The sequence below is a fragment of the Streptomyces sp. NPDC001843 genome, assembly GCF_042891955.1.
GTDB lineage: Bacteria > Actinomycetota > Actinomycetes > Streptomycetales > Streptomycetaceae > Streptomyces.
Window position 1 is genome coordinate 1 of the sequence record NZ_JBIATQ010000023.1, and the last position, 23,043, is coordinate 23,043.

General features: G+C 69.5%; 23 protein-coding genes and 1 pseudogene. 22 read left to right on the forward strand and 2 right to left on the reverse strand.

Features of this window, described 5'->3' with window-relative positions; translation table 11 throughout:
• Positions 1 to 199: 199 nt before the first annotated feature.
• From ACFYZQ_RS36985 to ACFYZQ_RS37035, 11 genes are all read left to right on the forward strand, one after another.
• Positions 200 to 547, forward strand: coding sequence for an SH3 domain-containing protein (locus ACFYZQ_RS36985; RefSeq protein ID WP_389157846.1), 348 nt, complete (start codon positions 200 to 202; stop codon positions 545 to 547).
• Positions 548 to 644: 97 nt separating this feature from the next.
• On the forward strand, positions 645 to 1,124 hold the full coding sequence (locus tag ACFYZQ_RS36990; protein ID WP_389157849.1) for a hypothetical protein: 480 nt from the start codon (positions 645 to 647) through the stop codon (positions 1,122 to 1,124).
• On the forward strand, positions 1,121 to 1,564 hold the full coding sequence (locus tag ACFYZQ_RS36995; protein WP_389157852.1) for a hypothetical protein: 444 nt from the start codon (positions 1,121 to 1,123) through the stop codon (positions 1,562 to 1,564). The genes ACFYZQ_RS36990 and ACFYZQ_RS36995 overlap by 4 nt, the downstream gene beginning before the upstream one ends.
• Before the next feature lie 10 nt (positions 1,565 to 1,574).
• Positions 1,575 to 1,988: a hypothetical protein gene (locus tag ACFYZQ_RS37000; protein ID WP_389157854.1), complete on the forward strand. Its 414-nt coding sequence runs from the start codon at positions 1,575 to 1,577 to the stop codon at positions 1,986 to 1,988.
• A gap of 42 nt (positions 1,989 to 2,030) precedes the next feature.
• The gene (locus ACFYZQ_RS37005) at positions 2,031 to 2,873 is read left to right on the forward strand and encodes a winged helix-turn-helix transcriptional regulator (protein ID WP_389157856.1); all 843 of its coding nucleotides are present in this window, start codon (positions 2,031 to 2,033) and stop codon (positions 2,871 to 2,873) included.
• Positions 2,870 to 3,370 (forward strand): regulator, encoded by a 501-nt coding sequence (locus tag ACFYZQ_RS37010; protein WP_389157858.1) that lies wholly within the window; start codon positions 2,870 to 2,872, stop codon positions 3,368 to 3,370. The genes ACFYZQ_RS37005 and ACFYZQ_RS37010 overlap by 4 nt, the downstream gene beginning before the upstream one ends.
• Positions 3,371 to 3,414: 44 nt before the next feature.
• A complete protein-coding gene (locus ACFYZQ_RS37015) occupies positions 3,415 to 4,602 on the forward strand; it encodes an MFS transporter (RefSeq protein ID WP_389157860.1) in 1,188 nt (395 codons plus the stop codon).
• Positions 4,603 to 4,634: 32 nt separating this feature from the next.
• On the forward strand, positions 4,635 to 4,937 hold the full coding sequence (locus ACFYZQ_RS37020) for a hypothetical protein (protein ID WP_389157863.1): 303 nt from the start codon (positions 4,635 to 4,637) through the stop codon (positions 4,935 to 4,937).
• 52 nt (positions 4,938 to 4,989) lie between these two features.
• Positions 4,990 to 6,219, forward strand: coding sequence for an ATP-grasp domain-containing protein (locus ACFYZQ_RS37025; protein ID WP_389157866.1), 1,230 nt, complete (start codon positions 4,990 to 4,992; stop codon positions 6,217 to 6,219).
• Positions 6,216 to 7,088 (forward strand): DUF317 domain-containing protein, encoded by an 873-nt coding sequence (locus ACFYZQ_RS37030; RefSeq protein ID WP_389157869.1) that lies wholly within the window; start codon positions 6,216 to 6,218, stop codon positions 7,086 to 7,088. The genes ACFYZQ_RS37025 and ACFYZQ_RS37030 overlap by 4 nt, the downstream gene beginning before the upstream one ends.
• 29 nt (positions 7,089 to 7,117) lie before the next feature.
• Positions 7,118 to 7,606 (forward strand): hypothetical protein, encoded by a 489-nt coding sequence (locus ACFYZQ_RS37035; RefSeq protein ID WP_389157872.1) that lies wholly within the window; start codon positions 7,118 to 7,120, stop codon positions 7,604 to 7,606.
• 235 nt (positions 7,607 to 7,841) lie between these two features.
• On the opposite strand, the gene ACFYZQ_RS37040 is transcribed toward ACFYZQ_RS37035, so the two are convergent.
• A complete protein-coding gene (locus ACFYZQ_RS37040) occupies positions 7,842 to 10,628 on the reverse strand; it encodes a tetratricopeptide repeat protein (RefSeq protein ID WP_389157875.1) in 2,787 nt (928 codons plus the stop codon).
• Complete coding sequence (locus ACFYZQ_RS37045) at positions 10,625 to 11,107, reverse strand: hypothetical protein (RefSeq protein ID WP_389157878.1); 483 nt, start codon at positions 11,105 to 11,107, stop codon at positions 10,625 to 10,627. The genes ACFYZQ_RS37040 and ACFYZQ_RS37045 overlap by 4 nt, the downstream gene beginning before the upstream one ends.
• A gap of 415 nt (positions 11,108 to 11,522) precedes the next feature.
• Between ACFYZQ_RS37045 and ACFYZQ_RS37050 the strand changes: the two genes are divergently transcribed.
• The 11 genes and pseudogenes from ACFYZQ_RS37050 to ACFYZQ_RS37100 all read left to right on the forward strand — a co-directional run bounded on the left by ACFYZQ_RS37050 (position 11,523) and on the right by ACFYZQ_RS37100 (position 23,013).
• Complete coding sequence (locus ACFYZQ_RS37050; protein ID WP_389157881.1) at positions 11,523 to 12,011, forward strand: hypothetical protein; 489 nt, start codon at positions 11,523 to 11,525, stop codon at positions 12,009 to 12,011.
• Positions 12,012 to 12,148: 137 nt separating this feature from the next.
• Positions 12,149 to 14,815: a hypothetical protein gene (locus ACFYZQ_RS37055; RefSeq protein WP_389157883.1), complete on the forward strand. Its 2,667-nt coding sequence runs from the start codon at positions 12,149 to 12,151 to the stop codon at positions 14,813 to 14,815.
• A 469-nt stretch (positions 14,816 to 15,284) separates the two neighbouring features.
• Positions 15,285 to 15,596 (forward strand): annotated as a pseudogene (locus tag ACFYZQ_RS37060) (ISAzo13 family transposase); the annotation flags it as partial.
• A gap of 19 nt (positions 15,597 to 15,615) precedes the next feature.
• A complete protein-coding gene (locus ACFYZQ_RS37065; RefSeq protein WP_389158086.1) occupies positions 15,616 to 15,840 on the forward strand; it encodes a hypothetical protein in 225 nt (74 codons plus the stop codon).
• Positions 15,841 to 16,160: 320 nt separating this feature from the next.
• Complete coding sequence (locus tag ACFYZQ_RS37070; RefSeq protein WP_389157886.1) at positions 16,161 to 17,087, forward strand: hypothetical protein; 927 nt, start codon at positions 16,161 to 16,163, stop codon at positions 17,085 to 17,087.
• 63 nt (positions 17,088 to 17,150) lie between these two features.
• On the forward strand, positions 17,151 to 18,599 hold the full coding sequence (locus ACFYZQ_RS37075; protein WP_389157889.1) for a hypothetical protein: 1,449 nt from the start codon (positions 17,151 to 17,153) through the stop codon (positions 18,597 to 18,599).
• Positions 18,596 to 20,332 (forward strand): CHAT domain-containing protein, encoded by a 1,737-nt coding sequence (locus ACFYZQ_RS37080; RefSeq protein WP_389157892.1) that lies wholly within the window; start codon positions 18,596 to 18,598, stop codon positions 20,330 to 20,332. The genes ACFYZQ_RS37075 and ACFYZQ_RS37080 overlap by 4 nt, the downstream gene beginning before the upstream one ends.
• Positions 20,333 to 20,401: 69 nt before the next feature.
• Positions 20,402 to 20,899, forward strand: a complete 498-nt coding sequence (locus ACFYZQ_RS37085; protein WP_389157894.1) for a hypothetical protein — start codon at positions 20,402 to 20,404, stop codon at positions 20,897 to 20,899.
• Positions 20,900 to 21,428: 529 nt separating this feature from the next.
• Positions 21,429 to 21,782, forward strand: coding sequence for a DUF317 domain-containing protein (locus ACFYZQ_RS37090; protein ID WP_389157897.1), 354 nt, complete (start codon positions 21,429 to 21,431; stop codon positions 21,780 to 21,782).
• A 103-nt stretch (positions 21,783 to 21,885) separates the two neighbouring features.
• On the forward strand, positions 21,886 to 22,176 hold the full coding sequence (locus ACFYZQ_RS37095) for a hypothetical protein (protein ID WP_389157900.1): 291 nt from the start codon (positions 21,886 to 21,888) through the stop codon (positions 22,174 to 22,176).
• Positions 22,177 to 22,191: 15 nt separating this feature from the next.
• The gene (locus ACFYZQ_RS37100; protein WP_389157902.1) at positions 22,192 to 23,013 is read left to right on the forward strand and encodes a DUF317 domain-containing protein; all 822 of its coding nucleotides are present in this window, start codon (positions 22,192 to 22,194) and stop codon (positions 23,011 to 23,013) included.
• The last annotated feature ends 30 nt before the right edge of the window (positions 23,014 to 23,043 follow it).

Sequence of the window (23,043 nt, forward strand, 5' to 3'; positions counted from 1 at the left end):
GGTCACACTGGCGGCGACGCCACCAACACCGAGCCCGGATCAGCCATTACCGCCGCCGCGGCCACCGACCCCCGTAACTGCGGCTGCAGTATTAGCCAAACCGGCGATTCTCCGGACTCTTATACAGCCGCCGGGACAACGACAACCCCGCGGCGCCCTTCCCTACATTTCCCCACGCCTTCACGGAGGTTCCTTCCGCATGCGCTCCACCCGAATTGCCATATCCGCCGCGATGCTCGGCGCACTCGCTCTGCCGGTGCTGTCCGCCACCACCGCCAACGCGGCACCGACCGCAGCCTCCGCTCTCCCCGCTCGCAGCTGCTCGTCCCTCCCGCCGCTGCCGTACGAAGTGCACGCCAAGGCCGTGACCATCCGATCCAAAGCCAGCTCGAAGTCCACGGCGCTCGGCTTGCTCTACAAGAGCCACAAGTTCACCGTCTCCAAGAAGAACGGCAACTGGGTCTACATCACGGACAAGACGACCGGCGTGAAGGGCTGGGTCTCCGGCACGTACGTCTACCGCGACGTCCGTATGTGCCTGGACTGACCGGACTTCAGCACGTCCCGGTAAGCGGCCGATCCGCCAGGTTCGGGCGCGCCCGTCACATTCCCTAGGCATCGGCCTTCCAGAACAGGAGATCCTTTTGTCCGACGGCATATCCGAGGATTCTGCGGATGTCGTGGGCGTGCTCACCGAACGGATCGAAGCGCGCTTCGACATGGGCATGGACCAGTTGAAGGCCGCGGTCGCCGCCGCGCCGACCGCGAACCCTGAAGCCACCGACGTCGTCAAGTGGCACGGCCTTCTCGTCGAGGCCCAGTCCGTGCTGGAGCGAGCGGAGGACGACCTGCTCGCTGCACTGCATATCCAGCCCAGCGAGGTCGACGACCCGACGATGGGCCTCGCTCACCGGGTGAACGCGGCCGTCACCGCCCGCGACGGCCGGGCCTTGGTCGTGCGATGGCTCCTCGACCCGGACGCCCCGGGGAAGAAGGACCTCGCCGCAGAGCGACTCGCCCGTCTTCGGCCCCGCACCGGGCCGGCGGTGCAGACCAGCGCCCCCAACCGGCCTGCGAGTACAGCCGCACCGACGGCGTGGCGGTCGACGAGGGCCGCCCGATGAGCCGGGACAAGGCCAGCACCATGGACGGTGACCTGCAGAAGGTCTTCGGGAAGCCGGTACCCGAACTGTACGAGGCGGCTGCCGGCCACGATGCCTCGCCCGCGCTCGTCCGGGCCCTGGAACTGCGGTCCTTCCTGGCACTCACCGAGGAGCAGGTCGCCCGCGTCCGCGACCGCGTACACGCCGACATGGATCCCGACCGCAACATGAGCGAACTGTCGGCCGACAGGCTCCGCTTCGACGCACAGTGGCTGGACGCGGCACTGGAGGCCCGCGACGGCTACCGCGCCGCCCTCGGCGAGCTGCTGCGCACCGTGCCGCCGCCTGCGCAGCAGGCCCGGCCCGTCCGCACGGCACCGCTCAGGACCACCGCAACCCTGCACCCGTCCGCCGCCCCGGCACCCCCGCGTGCCGGGGCGGCCCGGGCCCGCCGACCGTGAAAGCCCCCGATTGCCCCACACCACGTCCGCCGACATAGCCGGACGGATCGAGGACCTGTACGGCGCACCGCTCGCCGACCTCGAAGCCCACGCCCAGGACCAGCCGCCCGGCATGCTCTCCGCCTTGCTCGGCATGCACGACGATCTCGCCCTCGCGGAGCGCAGCATCGACTTCCACCGCGACCACCTCGCCCGGCTCATCCACTCCGAGCGGCAGATCGGCCCGCACGAGGTCTCCCACCTCCTCGACGGTGCACGCCGCCTCGCCGAAGCCGTCGCCGTCCGCGAGGTCCAGGCCAAATCGGTCGCCGCCGTCCTGCAAAGCCTGGCCCGCATTCCGGCCCCGACGCCGGCCCCGCCGACTCCCTCGCCGCCTGCTCCAGCTCCGCCTCTTGCGGCGCAGAGAGTGGCGCACTGCCGCTGACCCGCAGGCCATCCCCCTTTCATTCACCCAGGAGTTCCTTCCTTGGCCATCACCGCTCTGCCCCCTGACACCGACGCCGACATCGCCCGGGTCACCGAGGCCCTGGCCATGATCACCCCGCGCTGGAACGTGAGGATCCTCCTGGCCCTCTCCGGCCCGCCGCTGCGCTACAGCGAGCTGGCGGCCAAGGTGTCCTGGCTGCAGAGCGGCCAACTCCACCCCAAGCTCAAGGCGCTGTGCGACGCCGGACTCGTCGAACGCACCGAACACACCTCACGGCACGTGACCTACGGCCACACCAACCGTGGTGTCGCCCTGCTGCCGGTCCTGCCGATGATCGTCACCTGGGCCGAGGAACACCTGGAGAAGGCGGACCGCCCGCTGCCCGCGATCGATCAGATCGAGGACAGCCTCACCCTGCTCACCCGGCGTCACGCCGCCGCCATCCTGTGGGTGCTCAAGTCCCGCCAGGAGGTCAGCGGGCGGGCCCTGGCCCGGATCGTGATGCCCAGCAGCGACTGGAGCAATATCTACCCGCCGCTGCGGCAGCTGGTCGCCGACGGTCTCGTCGACACCAAGGGCACCAGCCGGCCCTACCGGCTCTCCGCAGCAGGCGACGGCCTGAGCCCCGTTCTCGGCACCCTGTCCGCCTGGTCCGCCGGGCAGCCCCTTGACCAGGCGTCCCAACACCCGGTCTGGGGGAACCCGCAGGCGAAGCCCGCGCAAAGGCCGTGGGGCAGCAGCCAGTCACGGCCGGCCCCCGCGGCGCTCCCACCCGCTCGGACGCCCCAGTCCTCTCCGGCGTGGCACAACCGCGATCTCTTCTCGCACGCCACGACCGCCCGCCCGAAGGCAGCCATCCCGGCGGGAGGCCCGCGCCGATGAGCACCCTCTACAGCTCTGCCGAAGTGCACCGCGCTGTCGAACTCCTCGTCTCGCGCCCCCTGGTCCGCCTGGTCACCGAGATCGACGACAACGGCGCCATACCGCCGCGACGCCTGGCCGGCATCCTGCCCGACCTCTCCACGCACCAACTGCGGAGTGCTTCCGACACGGCCCGCGCCTACGGTCTCGTCCGGGTCGCGCCCGGTGCCGGTCTGCAACTGACCGATTCCGGGGTGGAGTTGGCAGATTTGTACGACGCGATGGCCCGCTGGGCCCGGCGTCACGCCGTCCCGGCCCCCGTCTGCGAGTTCAGCAGCCGTATCCGGCACGTCCTCGACGTGTTGGCACCATCGCTCACCGCCGAGCGAGCCGATGCTCCCTCCCCGCTGATCGACGGAGCCGAGGCGGGACTGGCTCGTCCCCGCACGCTCCTGATCCAGTGGCTGGCCGACAACCCCCAAGTGGCCAGGGCGTCTGAGCCTGAGCCGGTCGCGTGAACGCAACGGTCACACCCCGGCACGCACGCCACACGGGCGGGCTGATGCGCAGCATCTACCTGCCGCGCACGGCGGACGCGTTGGCGTTCGCGATGTCCACCTACGGCATCCCGCTGCTCGTCCTGGCCACGACGCGATCCGCCGCGCTGACGGGCGCCGCCTTCACCCTGGAGTGGATCCCGCGGCTTGCTGCGTTTGGGTGGGCCGGATCGGTCGTTGACCGGCGCGGTGCCGCGGTGGTCTTCCACCTGGCCTCCCTGGGGAGGGCGCTGGCTCTCGCCGCCGGCGCGGTCCTGCTCCATCTCCACCCGTCCGGCACCGTGGCGAGCGCGACCGTGATGGTGCTGGCGGCGACGACCGGCGTGCTCACCGAGTTCAGCTATATCGCGGCCGAGACCGCGGGTGCCGCCGCCGGACGCCGAGCAGGACGGCGGGCCCACCGTGTCCAGGCTGTCCTGCTCGGCATCGACCAGACGGCGACCCTGGCCGGTCCGGCGCTCGCCGGAGTGCTCGTGCTTGCCGGGCCGCCGTCGATGCTCGCGGTGATCACCATGCTCTCGCTGCTTGCCGCGCTGCTCGCCCTGCGCACCCCGCCCTCGCCCGTGGCACCGGCCCGTGTGCCGAAGGGGCAGTCCGGCGCCGGACTGCTCACCGGGTGGCGCACCATCCGCTCGCTGCCCGCGCTCGGCTGGCTCGTGACCGGGCTTACCTTGTCCAACCTGGCCACCGGCCTCTTCCAAGCGGCCGGCCCCGTGATCGTCGTCAAGCATTTCGGACAGTCCACCACCGCTGTCGGCCTGGTCTGGTCCGCCGCTGCCGCAGCGACGCTCCTCAGCGTCACGCTCTGCCGGTTCGCGCTCGACCGCCTCGGCCTGTGGCCGGTTGGCGCCGCCTGCGCCGCCGTCTCCTCGCTCGGCTGTCTCGCCGCTGCCCAGGCCCCCGACTACCGGTCCTACCTCGTCTTGGTCGCGGTCCTCATGGCGGGCGAAGGCGGCATGACGGTCGTCCTACGCACCCTCCGCTCCCGTCTGATCCCTCCGGAGAAGTTCGGCAGCACCCTGTCGGCGACGATCCTCATCCTCCTGCTGCCCTTCCCCGTCACCGGCGTGCTCACCGCGCTCACCCCACCCGACGCGCTGGGCCACGTCATCACCGTCTGCGCCGCGCTGCAGGCCCTGGGGCTGTTCTGCACCTTCGCCCGCCTGCGCACTGATCCCGCCCTGCGCGCCTGAACCTGCTGCGCCCCCACCCTGTGGAGAACGTCATGTCCATCGCCGCCCTCGGATCGCACCGCGCGGCCGGTCGCACCATCACCGAGCAGTACCACGCCTTCGACGCCCGCAACCCGCACGTCTACCGGGCCCTGGAGAGCATGGCCGCCCGCCGTCTGGCCGCCAGCGCTACTCGGGTCAGCTTGAAGGACCTGTTCGAGGACCTGCGCCGGCAGCTCCCTCACGGGATCGCCGGGTTGAACAACAACTACACCGCCCTCTACGCCCGCCGCCTGATCAGTGCACACCCGCACTGGGCTGCGGCGTTCGAGCTGCGCCGCCGCCGTGCCGCCTGAGACGCCCCTCTCTTCTCTCGCCCTGCCGTCCACCGATACGGAGAACCCCTTCTTGTCCGCTCGTCCCCTCGTGCTCGTCGTTTCTCCCGGAGACGAGACCTATCGCGGCTACTGTCTGGAGCAGGTGGCCGCCGCGTACGACGTCGTCCTGCTCACCGGCACCGAGCCGTCGTGGGAGAAGCCGTTCATCGTCGACCACGCCGTCGTCGACCTGAGCGACCACGCAGCGCTGCTCTCCGGCGGCCGGGCGCTGGCCGAGCGCCACGACCTTGCCGGCGTGGTCACCTGGGACGAGTGGCACCTCGTCCCCACCGCCCGCCTCGCCCGCGCGCTCGGTCTGTCCGCGACGTCCGTCGAGGTGATGCGGGCCTGCCGCAACAAGGCCACCGCACGCACCCTGTTCGCCCGCCACGGCGTGCCCTCGGCCGCCTCGATGAAGGCGCGGACCCTGCTGGAGGCCGGCCTGGCGACGATGACCCTCGGCCTGCCGGCGGTCATCAAGCCGGCGGCTTTCGCGGGCAGCATCGGCGTGATCCGCGTCAACCAGCCCGAAGAACTGCCCGCCGCGTTCGCATTCGCCTCGGCCGGGGCGAACCGCAGCCGCGAGGACACCGGCGTCCTGGTCGAGGAGTACCTCGACGGGCCGGAATTCTCGGTCGAATGCGTCACCCACCGCGGCGTGACCACGGCCGTCGCCGTGACCCGCAAGCACCTGGGCCCCGCACCGTACTTCGCCGAGACCGGGCACACCGTCGATGCCTCCGACCCGCTCCTGGCCCAGGTCGCCCCAGCCGCCGCTGCTGCGGTCAAGGCCCTGGGGATCACCGACGGCGTGCAGCACGTCGAGCTGCGCCTGGTGGACGGCCGGCCCAGGCTGATCGAGGTCAACGCGCGCATCGGCGGCGACATGATCGGTCACCTCGTCCGTCTCGCCACCGGCATCGACCTGCCCCGGGCCGCCGCCGATCTCGCCTGCGGCCGAGCGCCGGACCTCACCCCGACCCGCAACGGGGCTGCCGGCATCCGCATGCTCTACCCGGACGCCTCCGGCACCCTAACCGCGCGGCACATCAACCAGCCCTTCGCCGCCCACACCCCCTGGCTGCGCCAGGTGCAGTGGATCCGCGAGATCGGCGACCAGCTCGTCCTGCCGCCCGACGGCGACCTGTTCACCGCCCGGGCCGGGTTCTACATCGTTACCGGCCGCACCACCGCCGAGGTCACCGAATGCCTCGACACCGCCGCCGACGAGATCACCGTCACCACGAGGGCGGACCGATGAAACCACAGCCCGATTCGCACCACGAGATCGACGGCGACGTCTACGTCTCCCCGCGCCACCTCGCCTCCACCACCGGAACCGGCGACCCCGCCCTCGCCCCGTTGCTCGAACTTGGCTGGGACCTGCGGTACGACGAGGACTCCAACGTGTACGTGAGCGCTCCTGACCGGCGCGTGCGCCTGGGCTACCTGCCCGAAGGCGAGGACGACGGACTCTGGCGCATCAACGCCTACAAGGACTCCTTCGGGTCGCCGGCGTGGGGCGTCTGCTTCAACGACCGCGTCCCCACCGAGCTTGTCCAGGCGTTCACCACCGTCCTGGCCACGGCGTACGAGCAGGGGCCGGATGCTTACCTTGCCCGGCCGGTCTCCGGCATCGACGAACACGATCCCTTCCTCGCGGTCGTGCCGCTTCTGAAGCAGGGCTGGGAGATCGACCGTCCGCGCTGGGGCGTCTTTGCGGTCCAAGCCCCGGACGGGCTCGCCGGCATGGAGTTCACCACCGGCGCCCTCGATCCGGAAGCCGAACTGACCACACGGGACGCCCGCTGGCAGCTGTGGGCAGGCAAGTCCGTCGACCGGCCTATCTGGTACGCCACGGCCAGCACCGACACCCCTGTCGCCCTGCTCACCGCCGTCACCGAGTGCGTCGCCGATCCGGCACCCCTGCCCCGGTGGCGCGCGGTGACCTCCAGTTACATCAAGGGGATGGCCCAGCTCACCCCGATCCTCCCGCCCGGCCCGCCGGCTCCCACTCCGCTCGACGTGCAACGGGCCGTCGCATACCGCCGTCCGGCTGCGCTGCCCGCAGCCAGCGTTCCGCGCTGGAGCACCACCAGCCGACCGGCCCTGCCCGGCCCGCGCCGCTAGGACCAGCCAGACCTCGACCGGAGCCTCTCTTGTCCCTGCAAGCCGCCGAGTTCTTCACCGAGCTGTGCCTTCCCTTCCACGACCACACCGTCGTTGGCAACACCTACTTCGCTGTCCCGATCCCCGATGCACCGCTGCGGATGCGAATCGACTTCACCCGCACGATCCACGCGGACACGTATGGAGGGCTGCGTGTCGCCGTCGTTCACCCGGAACGCGGCGAGATCGACGCAGTGGTGCTCAGCTTCGTGGACCACGGGACCTTCCATCGCCGCGATGAAGCCACCAACACCCGCCCCAACACGAAGCAGTACGGCACCTTCGACACCTATCACCGCCCCGGCCGCCCGCCGTGGGACGGGGCCGTCACCACCGGGCTGCGCGACGCCATCGAGCAGTACACCGCCGTCTGGTTCCCGGGCGCCTGGGCCGCGTCCACACCCGGGCGCGCGGTTGGCCGTACCCCGCGCAGCACTCCCACCCAGCCGGCTACCCCAGTCGTCGGCCGCACCCGCTGACCTCCCCCGACCGATCAAGGAGTCCTTTAACTGGATTACGTCGGCTCAGCGCTGCTGGTCATGGATCGAGTGACGCTGGTTCCCCCATGGCCCGGGTACGGCCTGGCGGCCGTACTCGCATGTGGGGCAATCACCCGGCTCATGACCGGCTGCCGGGTCAACGCCTGCTCGCCCGGCACCACCGACCTCAGCACCCGCCGTACCGTACGCGGTCGCGAGGACAGAGTCGCGGGTGTCACCCCCGGGGGCGCTGGCCTCGTCGTCTCCACCATGGTTGCCGTATCCGCCGCCGGCAGTGGTCGAGCGCCGTGCGCAACTCGGAGATGAGGGGTGCGTACGTGGCCGGGTCCACGTGCACGTACGCCTCCGCCAGGGCGAGCCCGCCTTCCAGCGGGCCGAGCGCGTCCGCCCAGCGCTCGTCGTCCGCCAGGTACCGGCCCATCTGGTGGAGGACCCGTGCGAGGTCGAAGGCGTACCGCACCGGGTCGGCCTTCCACGCGGCCTCGTACTGCCTGACGGCGCCGACAGCCGCCTCGATGCGTTCCTGCCGGCGGCCGGTCGCGTCCAGGCAGACGGCCAGGATCGACAGGCACCGGCCGAGGTCGGCCCGATGAAGCTCGGGCGCATCGGCGTGGCGGAGTTGCATGAGCTGGACGGCTTCCGCGGCGGCGGGCAGTGCCTGGGTCGGCGGGTCCGCGGAAAGGCGGAGGAGGGCGAGGTTGGAGAGAGACTTCGAGAGTTCGGCGGAGTGGGCGGCTGGGTTGTCCCGGGCGAGGCGGCGCCAGACGGCGATGGATTCGGCTGTCGTGTCTATCCCTTCCATCAGCTGTCCCGTCTCGGCCAGGTCGGCGCCGAGGACCTTCAGGGCGTGTGCAAGACCGGCGTCGTGGGCGGTGGGGTCGGCCCGGGCCAGGGCGCGCATGCTTTCCACCGCTTGCTGAGAGCACGCCAGAGCCTCCGCTCTCCGTCCCTCCCTGGCCAACTGCGCGGAAAGGGTGAGGAGGGAGGCGGCGAGGCCGGGCTCGTGCCCCGCCGCGTCCTGTTCGGCGAGTGAAAGCCGGAGGGAAAGTGCCTCGCGGGAGACTGCGACGGACTCGGTCTGAAGCCCTTGGTGGGAGAGCTGGCGCCCGTGAGCGTGCAGGGCGTCGGCCAGTCGCGGCTTGTGGGCGGGGTCGGCGGCGGAGAGCCGGCGCAAGGCCATCGCCGCGCGTTCGCCAACCTCCAGGGCGTCCTGGTGCTGGCCGGTCTCCGCAAGCCGCACGGCGAGGTCCGCGAGGATGCCGGCGTAGAGAGGCTCATGCCGGGCACGCTCGGCCTCGGCGAGGGCAGCGGCCTCCTCGGTGGCCCGCAGGGCCTCGGCCGGCCGCCCATTGTGGGCGAGGCAGTCGCCGAGTCGGCCCAAGGCAGCAGCGAGCACCGGGACATCGTCATCGAGCTCCCGCGCGGCGATCACCCCCCGTTGGGCGACCTCCAGGGCCTCGGCGTCGAGCCCAGCGTTCAGGAGGCGGGTGCTCAGGTGTTGGCAGCCGACGGCGCGGGAGACGGGGCTGTCGTCCAGGGCGAGCAGTTCGGTGACGAGCCGCCGGGTCACGGCCGCCATCCCGGCGTCCAACTCGACGTGGCGGCCGACGGGGAACCGCTCTTCAACGGCGGCGAGCAGCCGGAGGGGGACGTCGTCCAGGGCAGCGAGAGCGCTGAGAGCGGCGCTCCCGGCGGCGAGCGCGAGGCCCGGCGCGGTCGCGAGGATCGGGTAGAGGTGATGAGGCCCGACGTGCGGCCAACGCTGTGCGGCGGCGGCCAGGAAGGTGACGCCCCGGCCGGCGTGCCGGCCGAGGAGCGCGCCAATGACCTCCTCGGCCCATCCCATGGCCGGGTAGTCGGCCTGGTGACCGGGGAGGGTGAGGGCGAGGAAATCCTCGGCGAGGCGGTCCGGATATAGCGGTTCGAGGACGGTGCCCCCGCCGTCCCGCGCGGACGGGTAGCAGTGGGCGTGATCGTCGAGGACGCGGTCGACGGGGGTACCGAGCCGTAGCTCACGTACTACCTCGATGCCGTGCGTGCGGTCGGCTGCTCCGGTCAGGGCAGCGGCGAAGACGGCCTTGTTCATGGCTGCGGGCGGAGTGGCGCCGGCATCGCCACGGGCGTGCAGTGTGGCCCAGTGCAGGTGCTCCCGATCCAACAGGTAGACAGTGAGTTCGGCCAGGTCGGTGGGAGCGCGACGGCCGTGCACCTGGGCATCGACGACGACGAGCGCGGCCATGTGGAGGGCGAGGGTCAGCTCGTACGACGGCGCCGAGCCCGGGACGGAGCCGACTGGGGCCCCATACCGTACGGCAAAGGCGTCCCGGGCCGCCCGGTACATGGCGGGTCCGTCGGGTGGGGCATCGAGGGCTCTACTGGAGGCAGTGGCCCGGTGATTGGCGAGCGAGGCGCGGACGGCAGGCCAGGCGTCGGCGGTACGGGCGAGCAGCAGGATCCGCGTTGGCAGGTCCTGGTGCAACAGGGCGTCGCTGAAGAGCCAGGTGAGGTGGGTGAGCGGCCAACGGTCCGCGTAGTCGACGACGAGGAGCACCCCGCCGTGCCCGTTCAGGGTCAGGTCCTGGCTACCGGGCGGCGGCTGGACGGAGCCGGGACCGTGAACGGCGGTGACCACCCGCCAGCCGCCGTCCTGGGTCTCGTCGGCGAACCGGGCCGCCAGGCGGGTTTTGCCCTGCCCGCCGGGGGCGTGGATCCAGCGCGCGGCGAGCCGCGGTCCGCCGTCCCGCCAGGCCCTCAGCTCGGCGAGCTCGGTCTCCCGGCCGGTGAACGGCACCACTTCGAAGCGGGAATTGAGCATCCGGCTCGGCAGCTCGCGGAGCCACGCAGGGTCGGCGGGGACGGCGGGTTGCCAGTTCTTGAGCAGGTAGACCGGTGAGCCGTCGCCGAAAACGTGGATGTCAGCGCCGATCGCACCGTAGGCGAACCCATTGACAGCCGTAACGTTTTGTACGAACTGCGGCTGAGGGCCGTCTGTTGCGCTCACGCTCTCCTGCCCTGCCTATCCTCGGCGGCGCTGCCCGCCCCGCTGCCCGTAGCGGCGGTTTCCGAGGGGCTGTCGGAGTGGTTGATGATGTTGCCGAACATGACGCCCTGGGAAGTGGCCCCTCCAGCGGATGCGGTGATGTGCTGCACCCATTGCTGCTGGACTGGCGGCAGCTGCGCCTTGACCTCACGGACCAGAGCCCGGAGGTCGTTCGAAACCTCCGGGGATTCGCTCAGAAGGTCTTCCAGGTCGTCCCGCCACCGGGTGACCTGGTCCACACGAGCAGCTTCGGTCCCTTCACGCGTCACGCGCGCGACGCTGCGGTCCAGCTGGGCTTCAATCTCCTGCGGGTCACGGCCACCGCGCTGGAAGAGCCGCACGGTCCGGACACGGGCAGCCTGCCAGGCATCGGTGACCATGGCCGCGACGATCGCTGCGCCTCCGGTCTGGACGAGGTCGTTGAGTGCTTCCGGGTCCATCGGGTCTCCGTAAGTTGTTGGGGAGTGGCCGTCCGGCTCGTCCTGGGCACCCTGGCTACTGATCGAAAATCGTCCTTTGGCAGAGTCCAGCGCTCAACCAGCTCGTCAAGACCCATCGGCACCCGTGCCACGGTCGCCGATCTTCCCGGGGCGGCCTCAACCGCCGCAGCGGGATGACTTTCCGGTCACCCGAACGGGTGATGTGGCGTTGCGGTGACACATGGTGTCGCGGCGATGGCAGTCAAGGCGAGGAAGTGTTCCGGCTTCCGCACGTAGCGGCGGTGGAGGCTTCGGCAACCGGAGAACCAGGACACGGTTCCCCCACGCCCTAGCGATGCCGGCCCAGTCGTTGGATGGTTCAACTCCCTTACGAAGGGGAAGAGTCGCACCGTTCCGAAGGGGTGGGAGGGGATGGATGCTTTCGGATGCGTTGACAGCGGCGGCTGCCGCCGCAGGCACGGCTGTGGCTTCCTCGGCCGGAACGGAGCTGTGGGCCACAGTGCGTGCGACGACGGCCCGCTGGCTGGGACGGAACGACGAGGTCGCCATACAGGCCGAGCTGGAGCGCCTGGATGCGTCCGCCGCAGCCGTGATCGCCGGGGCGCCCGAGGCGGGCGCCGATGATCAGCGGGGTGTCGTGGCCGACGCTTGGAGGGAGCGCTTCCTCGATTTCCTGTGTCATGTGAGGGCAGAGGAACGGCAGCACATCGCCGCCCAGGTACAGGCGTGGGCCGACGACATCACTCGACGTACACGCGGCAGTGCCAGCGCAGGGACGGCGGGTCTGGCTGTGGCCGGTGATGTACACATTCATGCCGAGAACCACGGATACGCAGCGGGCGTCCAGAATTTCGGGAACCCGCTCGCAAACCCTACGGGGTCCGGTCCGGCCTCGCCGGCCTGACCGGACTCTCCTCCCCGGGGCACATCGCGGCTAGCGCGCCTGGAGCCTTTGCCGCCGGCACCGCCTACATCCACCAAGTCCACATCGAGAGCGCCCCTAACCGGTACGGCTCGACAAAGCCGCCGGAGGGAACGCCGGTGCGATCGCTCGACCCGTTCCGACTGGAGGTGCACCGGGCCATCGAGGTCCCCGGAGAGGAGCGACTGCCCCGGCTGCCGACTTACGTCATACGCGACCACGACGCACAACTGCGGGCGGTGGTCGACCGTGCCGTGGAGGGGCAAAGCACCCTTGTGACCCTCGTCGGTGGCTCGTCGACGGGTAAGACCAGGGCTGCATGGGAAGCGGTGCGGCAACTCCCGGACGAATGGACCGTGTGGCATCCCTACGACCCCACGCGGCCGCAAGCAGCCATGGACGGGATCGCGCGGATCCCGCCCCGGACCGTGGTCTGGCTTAACGACGCCCAGCACTACCTGTTCCTCAAGACTGTCCCTGACGTGGCGGAGCGCATCACGGCGAAACTGCGCACTGCTCTCGCAGCCCCTAATCAGGCGCCGATCCTCGTGGTGGCCACCATGTGGCCGGACTTCTGGGCGCCGCTCACCGTTCGGCCCGCACCAGGCGTTCCTGATCCGTTCGCCCAGCAGCGGGAACTGCTCACCGGCGTCGGCTTCCATGTGTCCATCCCGTCAGCCTTCACCGACGAGGACCTCGAAGCCGCCCGCGGCGCATCGGCGGACGACCCCCGCCTGGCACTCGCACTGACCGGAGCTGCCAACGGGCAGATCACTCAATATCTCGCCGGGGTGCCCGAGTTACTCTCCCGCTATCGCAACGCGCCCCGGGCAGCCGCCACGTTGATTGAGGCGGCCATGGACTACCGGCGCCTCGGTCACGCCCCTGCCCTTCCCTGCCGCCTCCTGACAGAGGCCGCGCAGGGATACCGCGACGCGGGCTACCTGCCACCGGATGGCGACGGCGCAGCGGACGAGGCGTTCGTCTACTGCACCGAACCCTGCAATGGCGTCCCCGGTCCCCTGGTCCCCCTGCCGGTGCCCCGCGAATCCGGCGCCGAGCCCACTTACCGCTTGGCCGATTACCTCGAACAGCTGGGCCGCGCCGCCCGCCGCACCGTCTCCCCGCCTGCCACCTTCTGGGACGCGGCCGTCCGCCACGTGCAGAGCCCTCAAGATCTCGGCGTGCTCGGCCACGCCGCCTATCGCAGAGCACGGTTTCAGCACGCGCTTTCGCTGTACGAGGCCGCGGCCCGGGCCGGGAACCACCGTGTGCACAGTGAGCTGGTCAGATTGCGCGAGAAGTTGGGCGATGCCCAAGGAGCCGAGGCCTCGGCACGAGCGGGCGCGGAGCACGGGGACACGCAGGCCATCACAGCTCTGGTCCGCGATCGAGCAGAGGCCGGAGACACGGAATCCGCCGAGAAATTGGCCCGCCTCGCGGCGGAGGCCGGAGACACCCGTCCGCTCAGGGCAATGGCCCAGGTTCAGGACGCCAGCGGTGACCTCGCCTATGCAGAACGCCTGTACCGTGCCGCCGCTGAGGCGGGTGACGACACGGTGCTGGTAACGCTGGCGCAACTGTGCGAAGAGGTCCAGGACGTACGCAGCGCAGAAGAGTTCGCCTTCAGGGCCGCAGCCGCCGGTGATCCTCAGGGCCTGCGCTCGCTCGCCCACTCACGAAAAACAAGGGATGACCATGATGCCGCCAGACGGCTCCAAGAAGCAGCCGATCTGGTCACTATTCCCTCGGCAGTGAAAGACACAGGGCACCCGAGTCAGGCCCGTGCGCGGGCCAAGGCAGCCCTGCGCCACCTAGATGCTTTGGAACAGCGTGCACTTGAGGCACATGAGGGATTCCGCAGCCGCCGTGGTTCCCCCCAACTTCCTGCAGACGCTCTGGAGATGGCGGAGCGCCTCGCCGTGGCCGCAGTCGCGAACGGGGACACCGATGTGCTCCAGGAACTGGCCTGGCGCGAATTCACGCGCTACGACGAAGACCGTCGTGCAGTGCGCCTGGCACGCGAAGCCGTCGAGAACGGCTATCCCGGCGTGGCTCTAAGCTTGGCCAGAGGACTATTGGACAGGCTGACGTACACGAGAAACCTGTCGGGCTCCGACGAGCTCCAGTGGGGGAGGCACATCCGGCAGAGCGCCGATCAGCTCGCCAGGATGGCGGCAGATGCCGGAGACACTAGGGCCTTCGCCCTCCTGGCCGAGATCCGGGTGTTCGCTGGAGACCGAACTGGCAGCGAGCGCAATGCCCAGGCGGCGATGGAGGCTCGGGACACCCAGGGTCTCAACGCGACGGCTCGCCGTTGGGAGGAGGCTGGAGACCGAGCCGCTGCCGAGTACTACTACAGCGTGTCTGCGCAAGCCGGGGATGTCACGGCACGCACTGTTCTCATGCGGTGGCGAGAGGATGACGGTGACGCCGAAGGGGCCGAGAAACTGGCCCACGAAGCCGCTGCGAAGGGTGACGTCAACGCGCTGACGGAACTGGCGCGCTGGCGCGAAATGGCCGGTGACAAGAAGGGTGCCGAGAAGCTTTATCGCGCCGCCCTCGCCACTGGTGACACCGGTGCCCTCATCATCATGGGCGGCTGGCGACAGGTGGCTGGCAACCACGACGGCGCGGAGCGCCTCTTCCGCGCAGCGCTCGACGCCGGGGACATCCACAGCCTCCACAACCTCGCCCAGTCACGCCTCCTGCGAGGCGATACCCGCTGGAAGGATGCCCTGCGCTACGGGTTGGACGCCGCTGGCTCCCCGCTCCAGCCATGGTGAGCCCGGTTGTCGAAACGGAAGCCCATCACCAACAGCTCTATGGGCGGGCCATGTTCCGAAGACCCAGCCCGCGAGTGGGATGGCACGGCGGTGTCAGTCTTAGGAATCGTCCTTGAGCATAATGCTTTCCAGGGAAGCCGTTGATCAGATGGTGAGGCCGTATCGGCTCGATCTTCTTGAGGAGGGGGCCGCGACGGGCGATAGGTCGCCTGCCAATTAGGAGGCTGACTACATTCCGTGAGCTCTGCTGTTGCCGCGGGTCCCTGGCTCGCACTGCGTCGAGCGTTCGTTCGCGGCTCCAACCAGCACGTGCCCACGCCTCCACCGCCGCTAGGAGCGGGAAGCCGGAACACTTCCTCGCCTTCACTGTCATCGCCGCGACATTCATGTGTCACCGCAAGCTCACCAAGCTAAGGGCTCGCAGAGAATCAAGGTGTTGCTTCCCGTGATGTGGGCTCGTTGTTGTGGTATGAGCGCCTCCGACGAGTTCCGTGGCCAACTCGCTGTGAAGTTCGAGGTGTTGTTCCCGCATTTGGACGAGCGGCAGCGGCGGCTACTGATGGGGGCCGAGGCCAGGATCCTGGGACATGGTGGTATCCGGGCGGTCGCACGGGCGGCCCAGGTCAGCGAGACGACGGTCCGCAAGGGTGTGGACGAGCTGGAGGCCGGCGAGGAGCCTCTGGACCGGGTACGCAAGGCCGGTGGCGGCCGGAAGAAGGCCGTGGACCTTGATCCGGATCTGCGGCCCGCGCTGCTCGCGCTCGTGGAACCTGACGAGCGGGTGATCCTTCGCCCAGTGCATGGGCGTGCAGTACCTCGGGGCCCACGTGCGGCGCGAGGTGCACGCCTTCCTGTGGGCGGCCCTCACCGGCGTCGCGGCCGGGTTCCTGTACAGCCTGAGCGGCCGTGGCCACACCGTGCTGGCGTCTACGGTCCTGGCCCTGACGACCGCCGCGCCCGTGTTCATGGCGATGTTCTACCGCTACTACACGCACGAGGACGCGGCCGGTCACCGGATCAGGTGACCGCCCGATCCGAACGACATGGCTGCGGAATCAGCAGCTGTGTCGCTGATCGGTGATCAGCCGAGGCCCCTTCGAGGCTTGCCGGACGACTCCAAGGGCGTGATGCACCGCCGGCAACGGCGTCCTGCGGGACACAGGGCTGTCGTGGAGGACCGGCCGGCGTGGCGAAGCTGCGAGAGACGGGGCGCGTCATCCGCGCCCGCGCGCCTGCGAGTACTCCGATGCCCCTGTTTTCGCACGGGCGTACCCCCACCCGTGTTCGTGCGCTGTCGTGGAGGGGCAGGCCCATTGCAGTCACGTCAGTGGGCGAAGGGGGGCCCGTGGAGACTCTCGCCAGCCTGATCCTGTTCGGGATCGTCCCTTTCTACGCCATCGCGCGCGCGGGAGTCCGCGGGTTCGACGACGGGTTCATCGCGCGTCTCCCCGCCAAGATCGCCCTGCTGCTCCTCCTGCCCCTGTGTGCCCGCCTCACCGGCTACTACGCCGACCAGCAGCACGCTGCGAGCACGTGCGACCGGTACCAGGTGACGAGCGTCGGATTCGTCGCGCTCTTCCTGACCGCCTTCTGCCTGGTGATGGCGGTCAACCGTGCCCTCAACGTAGGCGGGCGCCTACGGGAGCGCACCCGCGCGCTGCCCCTGGCTCCGGCAGCCCGCACCACGGATCGCGTCCTGGGATCAGCGTTCGAGGTGCTGGTCGTCGGCACCGGGCTCGATGTGCTCACCCTGGGGCGGAATCCGCTGCTGAACGGGTTGTGGTCGATAACATCCCCGATCGCGTCCATGTCCGGTGGACTGCTCGGCGGCTACCCCGACTGGCTGTCCGGACCGATCGAAGCGGCCACCCGCGCCGGGTTCTCCGACTTCGAGACCGCTGATGCGCAGTGCCCGCACTCGCCTCCCGCGGCCGGCTTCGCGGCCCTGATCATGCTCTTGTTACTCCTTCCCGCCGTGATCCTGGCCTGTGACCCGCTGGCCAACGCGAGGTTCACCTGGGAGCGCTACCAAATCCGTCCGCGCTACCTGCCCCACGCCTGTACGGACTGCGAGGGTTACGGAGTGCATGTGCGGTCCGTGCTGCGGTTCGCGTCGGTGTGCGGCAACTGCCGAGCCTCAGGCATCGTCCCGCCGCAGCAGTGGCAGCAGAACTTCCGTCTGGGCGCGGTGTGGTGGGCTTACTGGCGCCTCGGAGTCGCCTACTTCGCGCTGCTCATCGCCTGGCTGGTGCTCGCCCTTGTGTTCCGTTGAGGGCCTCCGGCTCCAAGAGTGCGTGGCAGGGCCGGAGTGCCGCCCGAGGGGGGAATGATCGTGATGACTGCGCTGAAGGGGCCGGTGGTAGGGCACGTCCAGGCCGTTCTGAGGTTCTTGGGGGCAGGCGTCGGGGCTCTGGGAGCACTGTGGTTCGCCCTGCTGCTGGCTGGAGTGCCCAGCGGGCGTCGCGACGTTCTGGTCTCGGTGGCCGGCCTGTGGATGGCCTGGTGCGTCGTCACGGTCTTCGTCCACGTCAAGCACCTCTGGTACTCCGGGCCGTGTCGGGCGCGCACGGTGGCGGCCAGCTGGGCCGCGGTCGTCGCAGTCCTGGTCGGCCTCGACGCGGCATGGGTGTTCGGCGCAGGCGTACGCACCACGGCGGCGATCGGCAGTGGGGCCTTCGTCGCCGCCCTCGTCAGCTATCGGAGGTGGTACGTGTCCAAGTTGGACGAGTTGCTCATGCGGCTCGGGCTGGTGTCCGTGGCATCACCCGCGGCCGGGGCGGCAGCGGCGGCCGCGGCACGACGAGCGTCCAAGGCCGCCCGGAACGATGTCCAGCGCCAAGTCGCGCTGGCCAACCTAGCCACCTCGCTGACGATGCACAGCCTTGAGGACGAGTCCTGGGATGCTGCTACCGAAGCTTGCCAGGTCGTGGAGGAAGCGCTGGCCGCTGCCGAGGCCGATGGCTCCCCGGACAGCAGAGCTCTGGTGGCGACCCTACTGGGTGACTTGATGGCCGCCGCACGGGAGCGCACGGGAGACACCGACAGCTTCCCGGAGATCCTGGAGTACCTCAAGCAGGCGGCTGGCAACTATCCCCCGCTGTGGCCGGCGGTCTTCGAGTTCGAGGGCGACCACTGGCACTTTCTGGCCGAACGTGCCAACGAGTCACGGCAGTTGGCCGAGGGTAATGAGCTCAAGAAGACCGAACAGCTGGGTACACAAGAGGCGGCGTGGTTGGCAGCGGCCTTCAAGGCATTCGCGTGCGCGGCCGAGAACTCGCCCGAGGGGACGGGCGCCTGGGCCCAGAGAGTCGTCAAGTATGAGAGCGCTCGGTCCGAGTTGGTCCTCATCAGAGACGACTTCGAGTTGCCGACGGCGGACGGGACGGACTCCCGCACGGACTGGAGCGGGACACCGGTGGAGCTGCGGCCCGGTGGTTGGGAGTTCACCATGCAGGATGCCGCCGACAGCCTCGGTCACGCTGTTCTCGCCGTGGAGGACGTCTGGAGGCGCGCGATCCCCGGCACGGAGGACATTTCAAGGCTCGCTCTGGCCAGGTGCTTGGTCCGTCGGGCGCTGTGGCACAGCAAGCCCTGCACGTTCCGCCCGATGGCCGGCGGGAGTGACCCGGACCGCGACCTTGATTACGCCCGGCGGCTGTGCGAGCAACCGCCGGCTACACCGGGAGCGCACATCGACACGGCCTTCAGCTCCCTTCTCACTGTGACCCTCGAATTCATCCACCTCAACGCCGAAGACGAGCACGAACCGGGGGCCGGCCGTTGAACCGCCGCAACATGTCGCGCGCCATCGTAGAGGCCGCTCGGAAGGCCGCACTGTCCGCGGCGCGGACGAACACCATCGGCCGGATCGGGGCAGCCCGGACATGGGCCGACGCAGCCGAGCACCACGGTGGGCCCGACGACGCTGCCGATGCCTTCCGCCACCTCGTGCTCATGCTCTGCCTGGAAGTCCCCACCCGCGTCGACATGCGCACAGCGCACCTGACCGCCGGGCAGAACGTCGCGGCCGAGGCCGCCTACTGGATGTTGTGCGCGGAGCGGCCGCAGGAAGCCGTCCAGGTACTTGAACACGTCCGTGCCATCCTGCTCAGTCGCATGCTCCGCGGAACGGACGCTCCGAGGCTGTCCGAACTGCGACGCCGTGGTGCGGCCGGAGCGGCTGCCGCGCGGGACCTGCTCAAGGCCCAGCAGGAGCTTTCCGCCGTGCTCCGGCAGGACCTGACCCGCATCGAGGCACCCGGCGCCCCCGCCGCGCATCGGTCTCCCGCCGACCTGATCCGCTCCCAGCGGGAGGAAGCGCACAACGCGTTGTGGCGTGCCGAACAAGCAGCTGACAAGCTCATGCCCTCGGCGAAGCACACCCTGATCCCCTTCGAGACCATCCGCTCCACCGCCGAGCACGGCCCGCTGATCTACCTTGCCTCCGCGAAGGAGCAGGGCTACGCAGTCATCGTCACGCCCGGCGAAGGGGCGCAAAGCGTCCAGCTCCCGCAGCTGAAGACGGAAGAACTCGACGAACAAGTTCTGGCCATGTCGAAACGTGCATCACGCGCCGGTGCGGTGCAGAACGCGCTGGAAGTGCTCCGTGCCGGCCTCGAGCCGTTGGCCGCCAAGCTCGCCGGCGAACTCACGAAGGGCGGCTCCCGCCGAATCATCAACCTTATTCCCGTGGGGAAGATATCCGTTCTGCCCGTCCACGCCGCCCTCCTGGACGCTCTCCCGAACCTTCAAGGGGTCCGTTACGCGGCGAACGCGCGCATGCTCCGGCATGCGGCAGAACACCATCGCGAATCCCTCCGGCATCAGCCGCTCAGCGGCGCCTACGTCACCGACACGAGCTGCAAGCCCTTGCCGAAGTTGCCACTGGGACGCGTCCTCGTTGAAGACCTGCTCTCCGGCCCGAATGGCTACTGCCAGAAACCGAGGGAGCGCGGCGACGACAAGCAACCTGACAAAAGTGCCGGCAGGGAAGATCTCTCTGCAACACTGTGCAAAGCAGGCATCGTTCAGGTGTGCTGCCACGGAAATGCCTCCGAACGCGACGCCCTCGACAGCTATCTCTTCGCGAAAGACGACAAAGTCACCGTTCGGGACATGATCGTCTCCGGGCCGGTCCGCGCACGCCTCATCGCATTGTTGGCCTGTGAGAGCCACATCGGTGACCTCCTGCTCCACGACGAGGCCATCGGGATTCCGGGAGCGCTGACACAGGCGGGGGCGGGCGCCGTCGTCGCCGTGCAGTGGGAGTGCGACACGCGTGCGGCGGCACTCCTGCTGCATGAGTTCCACTCGAACCTCAGGAGTGGCCTCAACGGTCCGGAAGCCCTTGCAGGCGCACAACGCTGGCTGCGGACCGCAACCGTAAAGACCTTGCTGGGTGTCTCTGATGGTGCCTATTACAAGAAGCTCCGCCCAGAGCTCGGTGGCGAGGACCCGGAGTCCGTGCCGTATGCGGCCCCGGAGTTCTGGGCAGGGTGGGCGTACACCGGGCTGTAGGCCGGGGTTGCGGGGACGATCCGCGCAGTTGGACGAGACACAGCGCCCAGGCGCGGGAAGGTGGATCACATGACTGACCGGCCGGTTCTCAAGCTGAACCTGGAGGGGCTCAGCGACGAGGAGATCGACGAGGTCCTGACGCTGACCTCCTCCCTGGAAGTGGACGTGCGCCAGTACGCGCCGCTGGGTGGATGGCAGGACGAGAGCGAGTACTACCTCCGGATGGTCAGGGACGTGGTCGTGAGCGTCAAAGCGCTCGCCGACCTCTCCCGGCACATGCGCAGCCGCCGAGAGAACGAGCCCGACGCGGAAGCCCGGTTCCTGCAGATTCTGGAGAGCCTGTCCGCCATGCACGACGGCAGGTTCTCCATAGTCGAAGAGCCGAGCGACGGCGCGAACCTCGGCAAGGGCTTCCAGTACACGAACGACGCGCCGCCACGCACGGACCGCAAGGAAGCCGTCCACCAGATGTTCCGCGTCGAGCTCGGGCCGCTGCCGGCCGGGACAGTGATGATCTGGAGCATTCCTCAGCGTCGCTGGACTTCCCACGGCTCGGGCGCCGCATAGTCCCGACCGGCACTCCGGCCCTCGTCCCGTGGCCACGGCGCCGGGGCCGATCGGAGGCCGACGTTCGCCGGCCGCCCCCCCTGAAGCCACGCCAGTTGGATCGCATCGAGGGCAAAGATTCTGTTGCCCCGAGCAGTTGATCACCCTGGCTTGTCCCGCAATACCTGGCCGCAGTCGAGATGAGTCGGCATTGCCTGCCTCCACGACCTGCTCCTCGCGTATGCGGATCACTTCAGGGCTCGATGGAGTCCTTCGTGCTGGGGCTCGGAGAGCGTTTGACACCGCTGCACGCCAAGAGCTCGGTCCCGGTGGCGTCGAAGTACAGAGTGAAGAATTTGCGCATTTTTGCCGGGCGTCACTAGAAGTCAAGACGACTGGATTCGCTGTCAAATGCCTCGGTTGGATGTGAGAGGACAGCAGTTCGCCGGGGGCAGACAGGAAAGATCCCGGAACGGCTGGCCAACGAGAGCGGGGGCATGTCAACGTAGACGACCTTGCAAGAAACCCCAGGTCAGAGAGGTGATTGCCCGTGACCGCAGCCGCTGCGAGCCCCGGTTTCTCCACCACCGTCGAAGCCCTGCGACAGCGGGAGTGGCAGCTCGGCCCCGGCCAGCCGACTGTGGTGATGGACCAGTTCTCCGCCGAGGACTTCCACCTGATCGTCGATGATCGCGCGGACGTGCACGTCAGCAGCAAGGACGGCAGGTTCTACCTCGGCTGGTTCCCGCTCGGCCGCCCCGGTACGGATGGCGAGGGATGGAAGATTGCCGTCACCGGCACCGCCAAGATCCGCGGCTATCACCTGTCGTTCGATACCGAGACGCCGGCCGACATCGTCGCCGCCGCCGTAGCGCGCGTGCTGGAGACCTCACGCCGCCTCTGACGGTGCGGACGTCGATAGATAATGCCCGCCCTGTGAGCGAGCTGGCCGTCCGAACGGCGGCCCCCTCCACCGCCCCGTTTCCCCGCACCCCTGGAGGCTGTTCGTGATGTCCCCGGAGATGACCGTCGGCGATCTCATCGACCTGCTGTCCGGCTGCGACCCGAATGCTCCGGTCCGCCAGGCCATGAATCCGTTCTTCCCGATGGCCCACCGCTTGACGCAGGTCCTGCAGTCGGTCGACGAGACCGGCCGGACCGTCGTCTACCTCGCTGAAGGGCGTGACGAGGACGCACAGCTAGGACACCTGGCACCGGAGGTCGCCATCGAGCTGACGTGGCAGTGCCCAATTAAGGCACCCCCGCGCCGCCACCGCCGCCGCGCCGGCGGCAACTAGATACGCACCGAGCCCTTGGAGGCGCCCCTGTACCCCGACTTCCCGCCCGACTCGTCCACGCCGTGCGGCGGCCAGCCTGCGTTCTGGGTCGGCCCTCGGCACCTGGCTGGTGATGATGGGCGCCTCTACGACGTCGTCGCCGACGCGCTCACCGGCCTGGGCTGGATGAGCCTGACGATCGTCCGCGGACGGCACGAGCCGGGCGAGGCCCCGGAGGACCGCCAGGTCCTGCGCAGCACCGTCCTGCACATCAGCCCCGACGCCCTGCGATGGGCCCAGTGGAACCTGGCGGACGAGCCGTTCCACCTGGGCGAGCTGCCGATCGCCTGGCAGATCTCCGCCCGAGAGGAGGCGAGCAGCCCGGTCGCCCAGTGGTCGGCCTATTTCACCCGCGACGTTCCCGGCGAGGCGGTGGCCGATTTCCTCGTCGCGCTCGACGCAAGCGACCAGCCCACCGCGCACCTCGCCGGATCCGAGCTGGTCCTCGACGCTGTCGCCGCCCACGGATGGTTCCGCGACATCGACCAGCCCCAGGCGGCTGCGACGGACCCGACGTTCACCTCGCACTTCAGCCTCGGCGAGGTCCCGCCCCTCATCCAGGACGCCGACCCGCGTGCCCTGTCCGCCGAGGACGACGAGGCGGGGCCAGCCGGATGGCAGGCGTGGGCTGAGCCCGTGCTCGGCGCACCGTGTCTGTGGGCGGCATCGTTCGCCGCCAGCGTCCCGCACGATCTCGTCGCCGCCTTCGCCGCCTCCCTCAGCTCGACCGCACCGGTCCTGCGGCGGGTGCTGCCCGAGGCCACCCAGGAGCGCCTTCTGCGCGCGCCGGCCATCTAGCATCCCGCGCGTATCTCTCGACGATCCCAG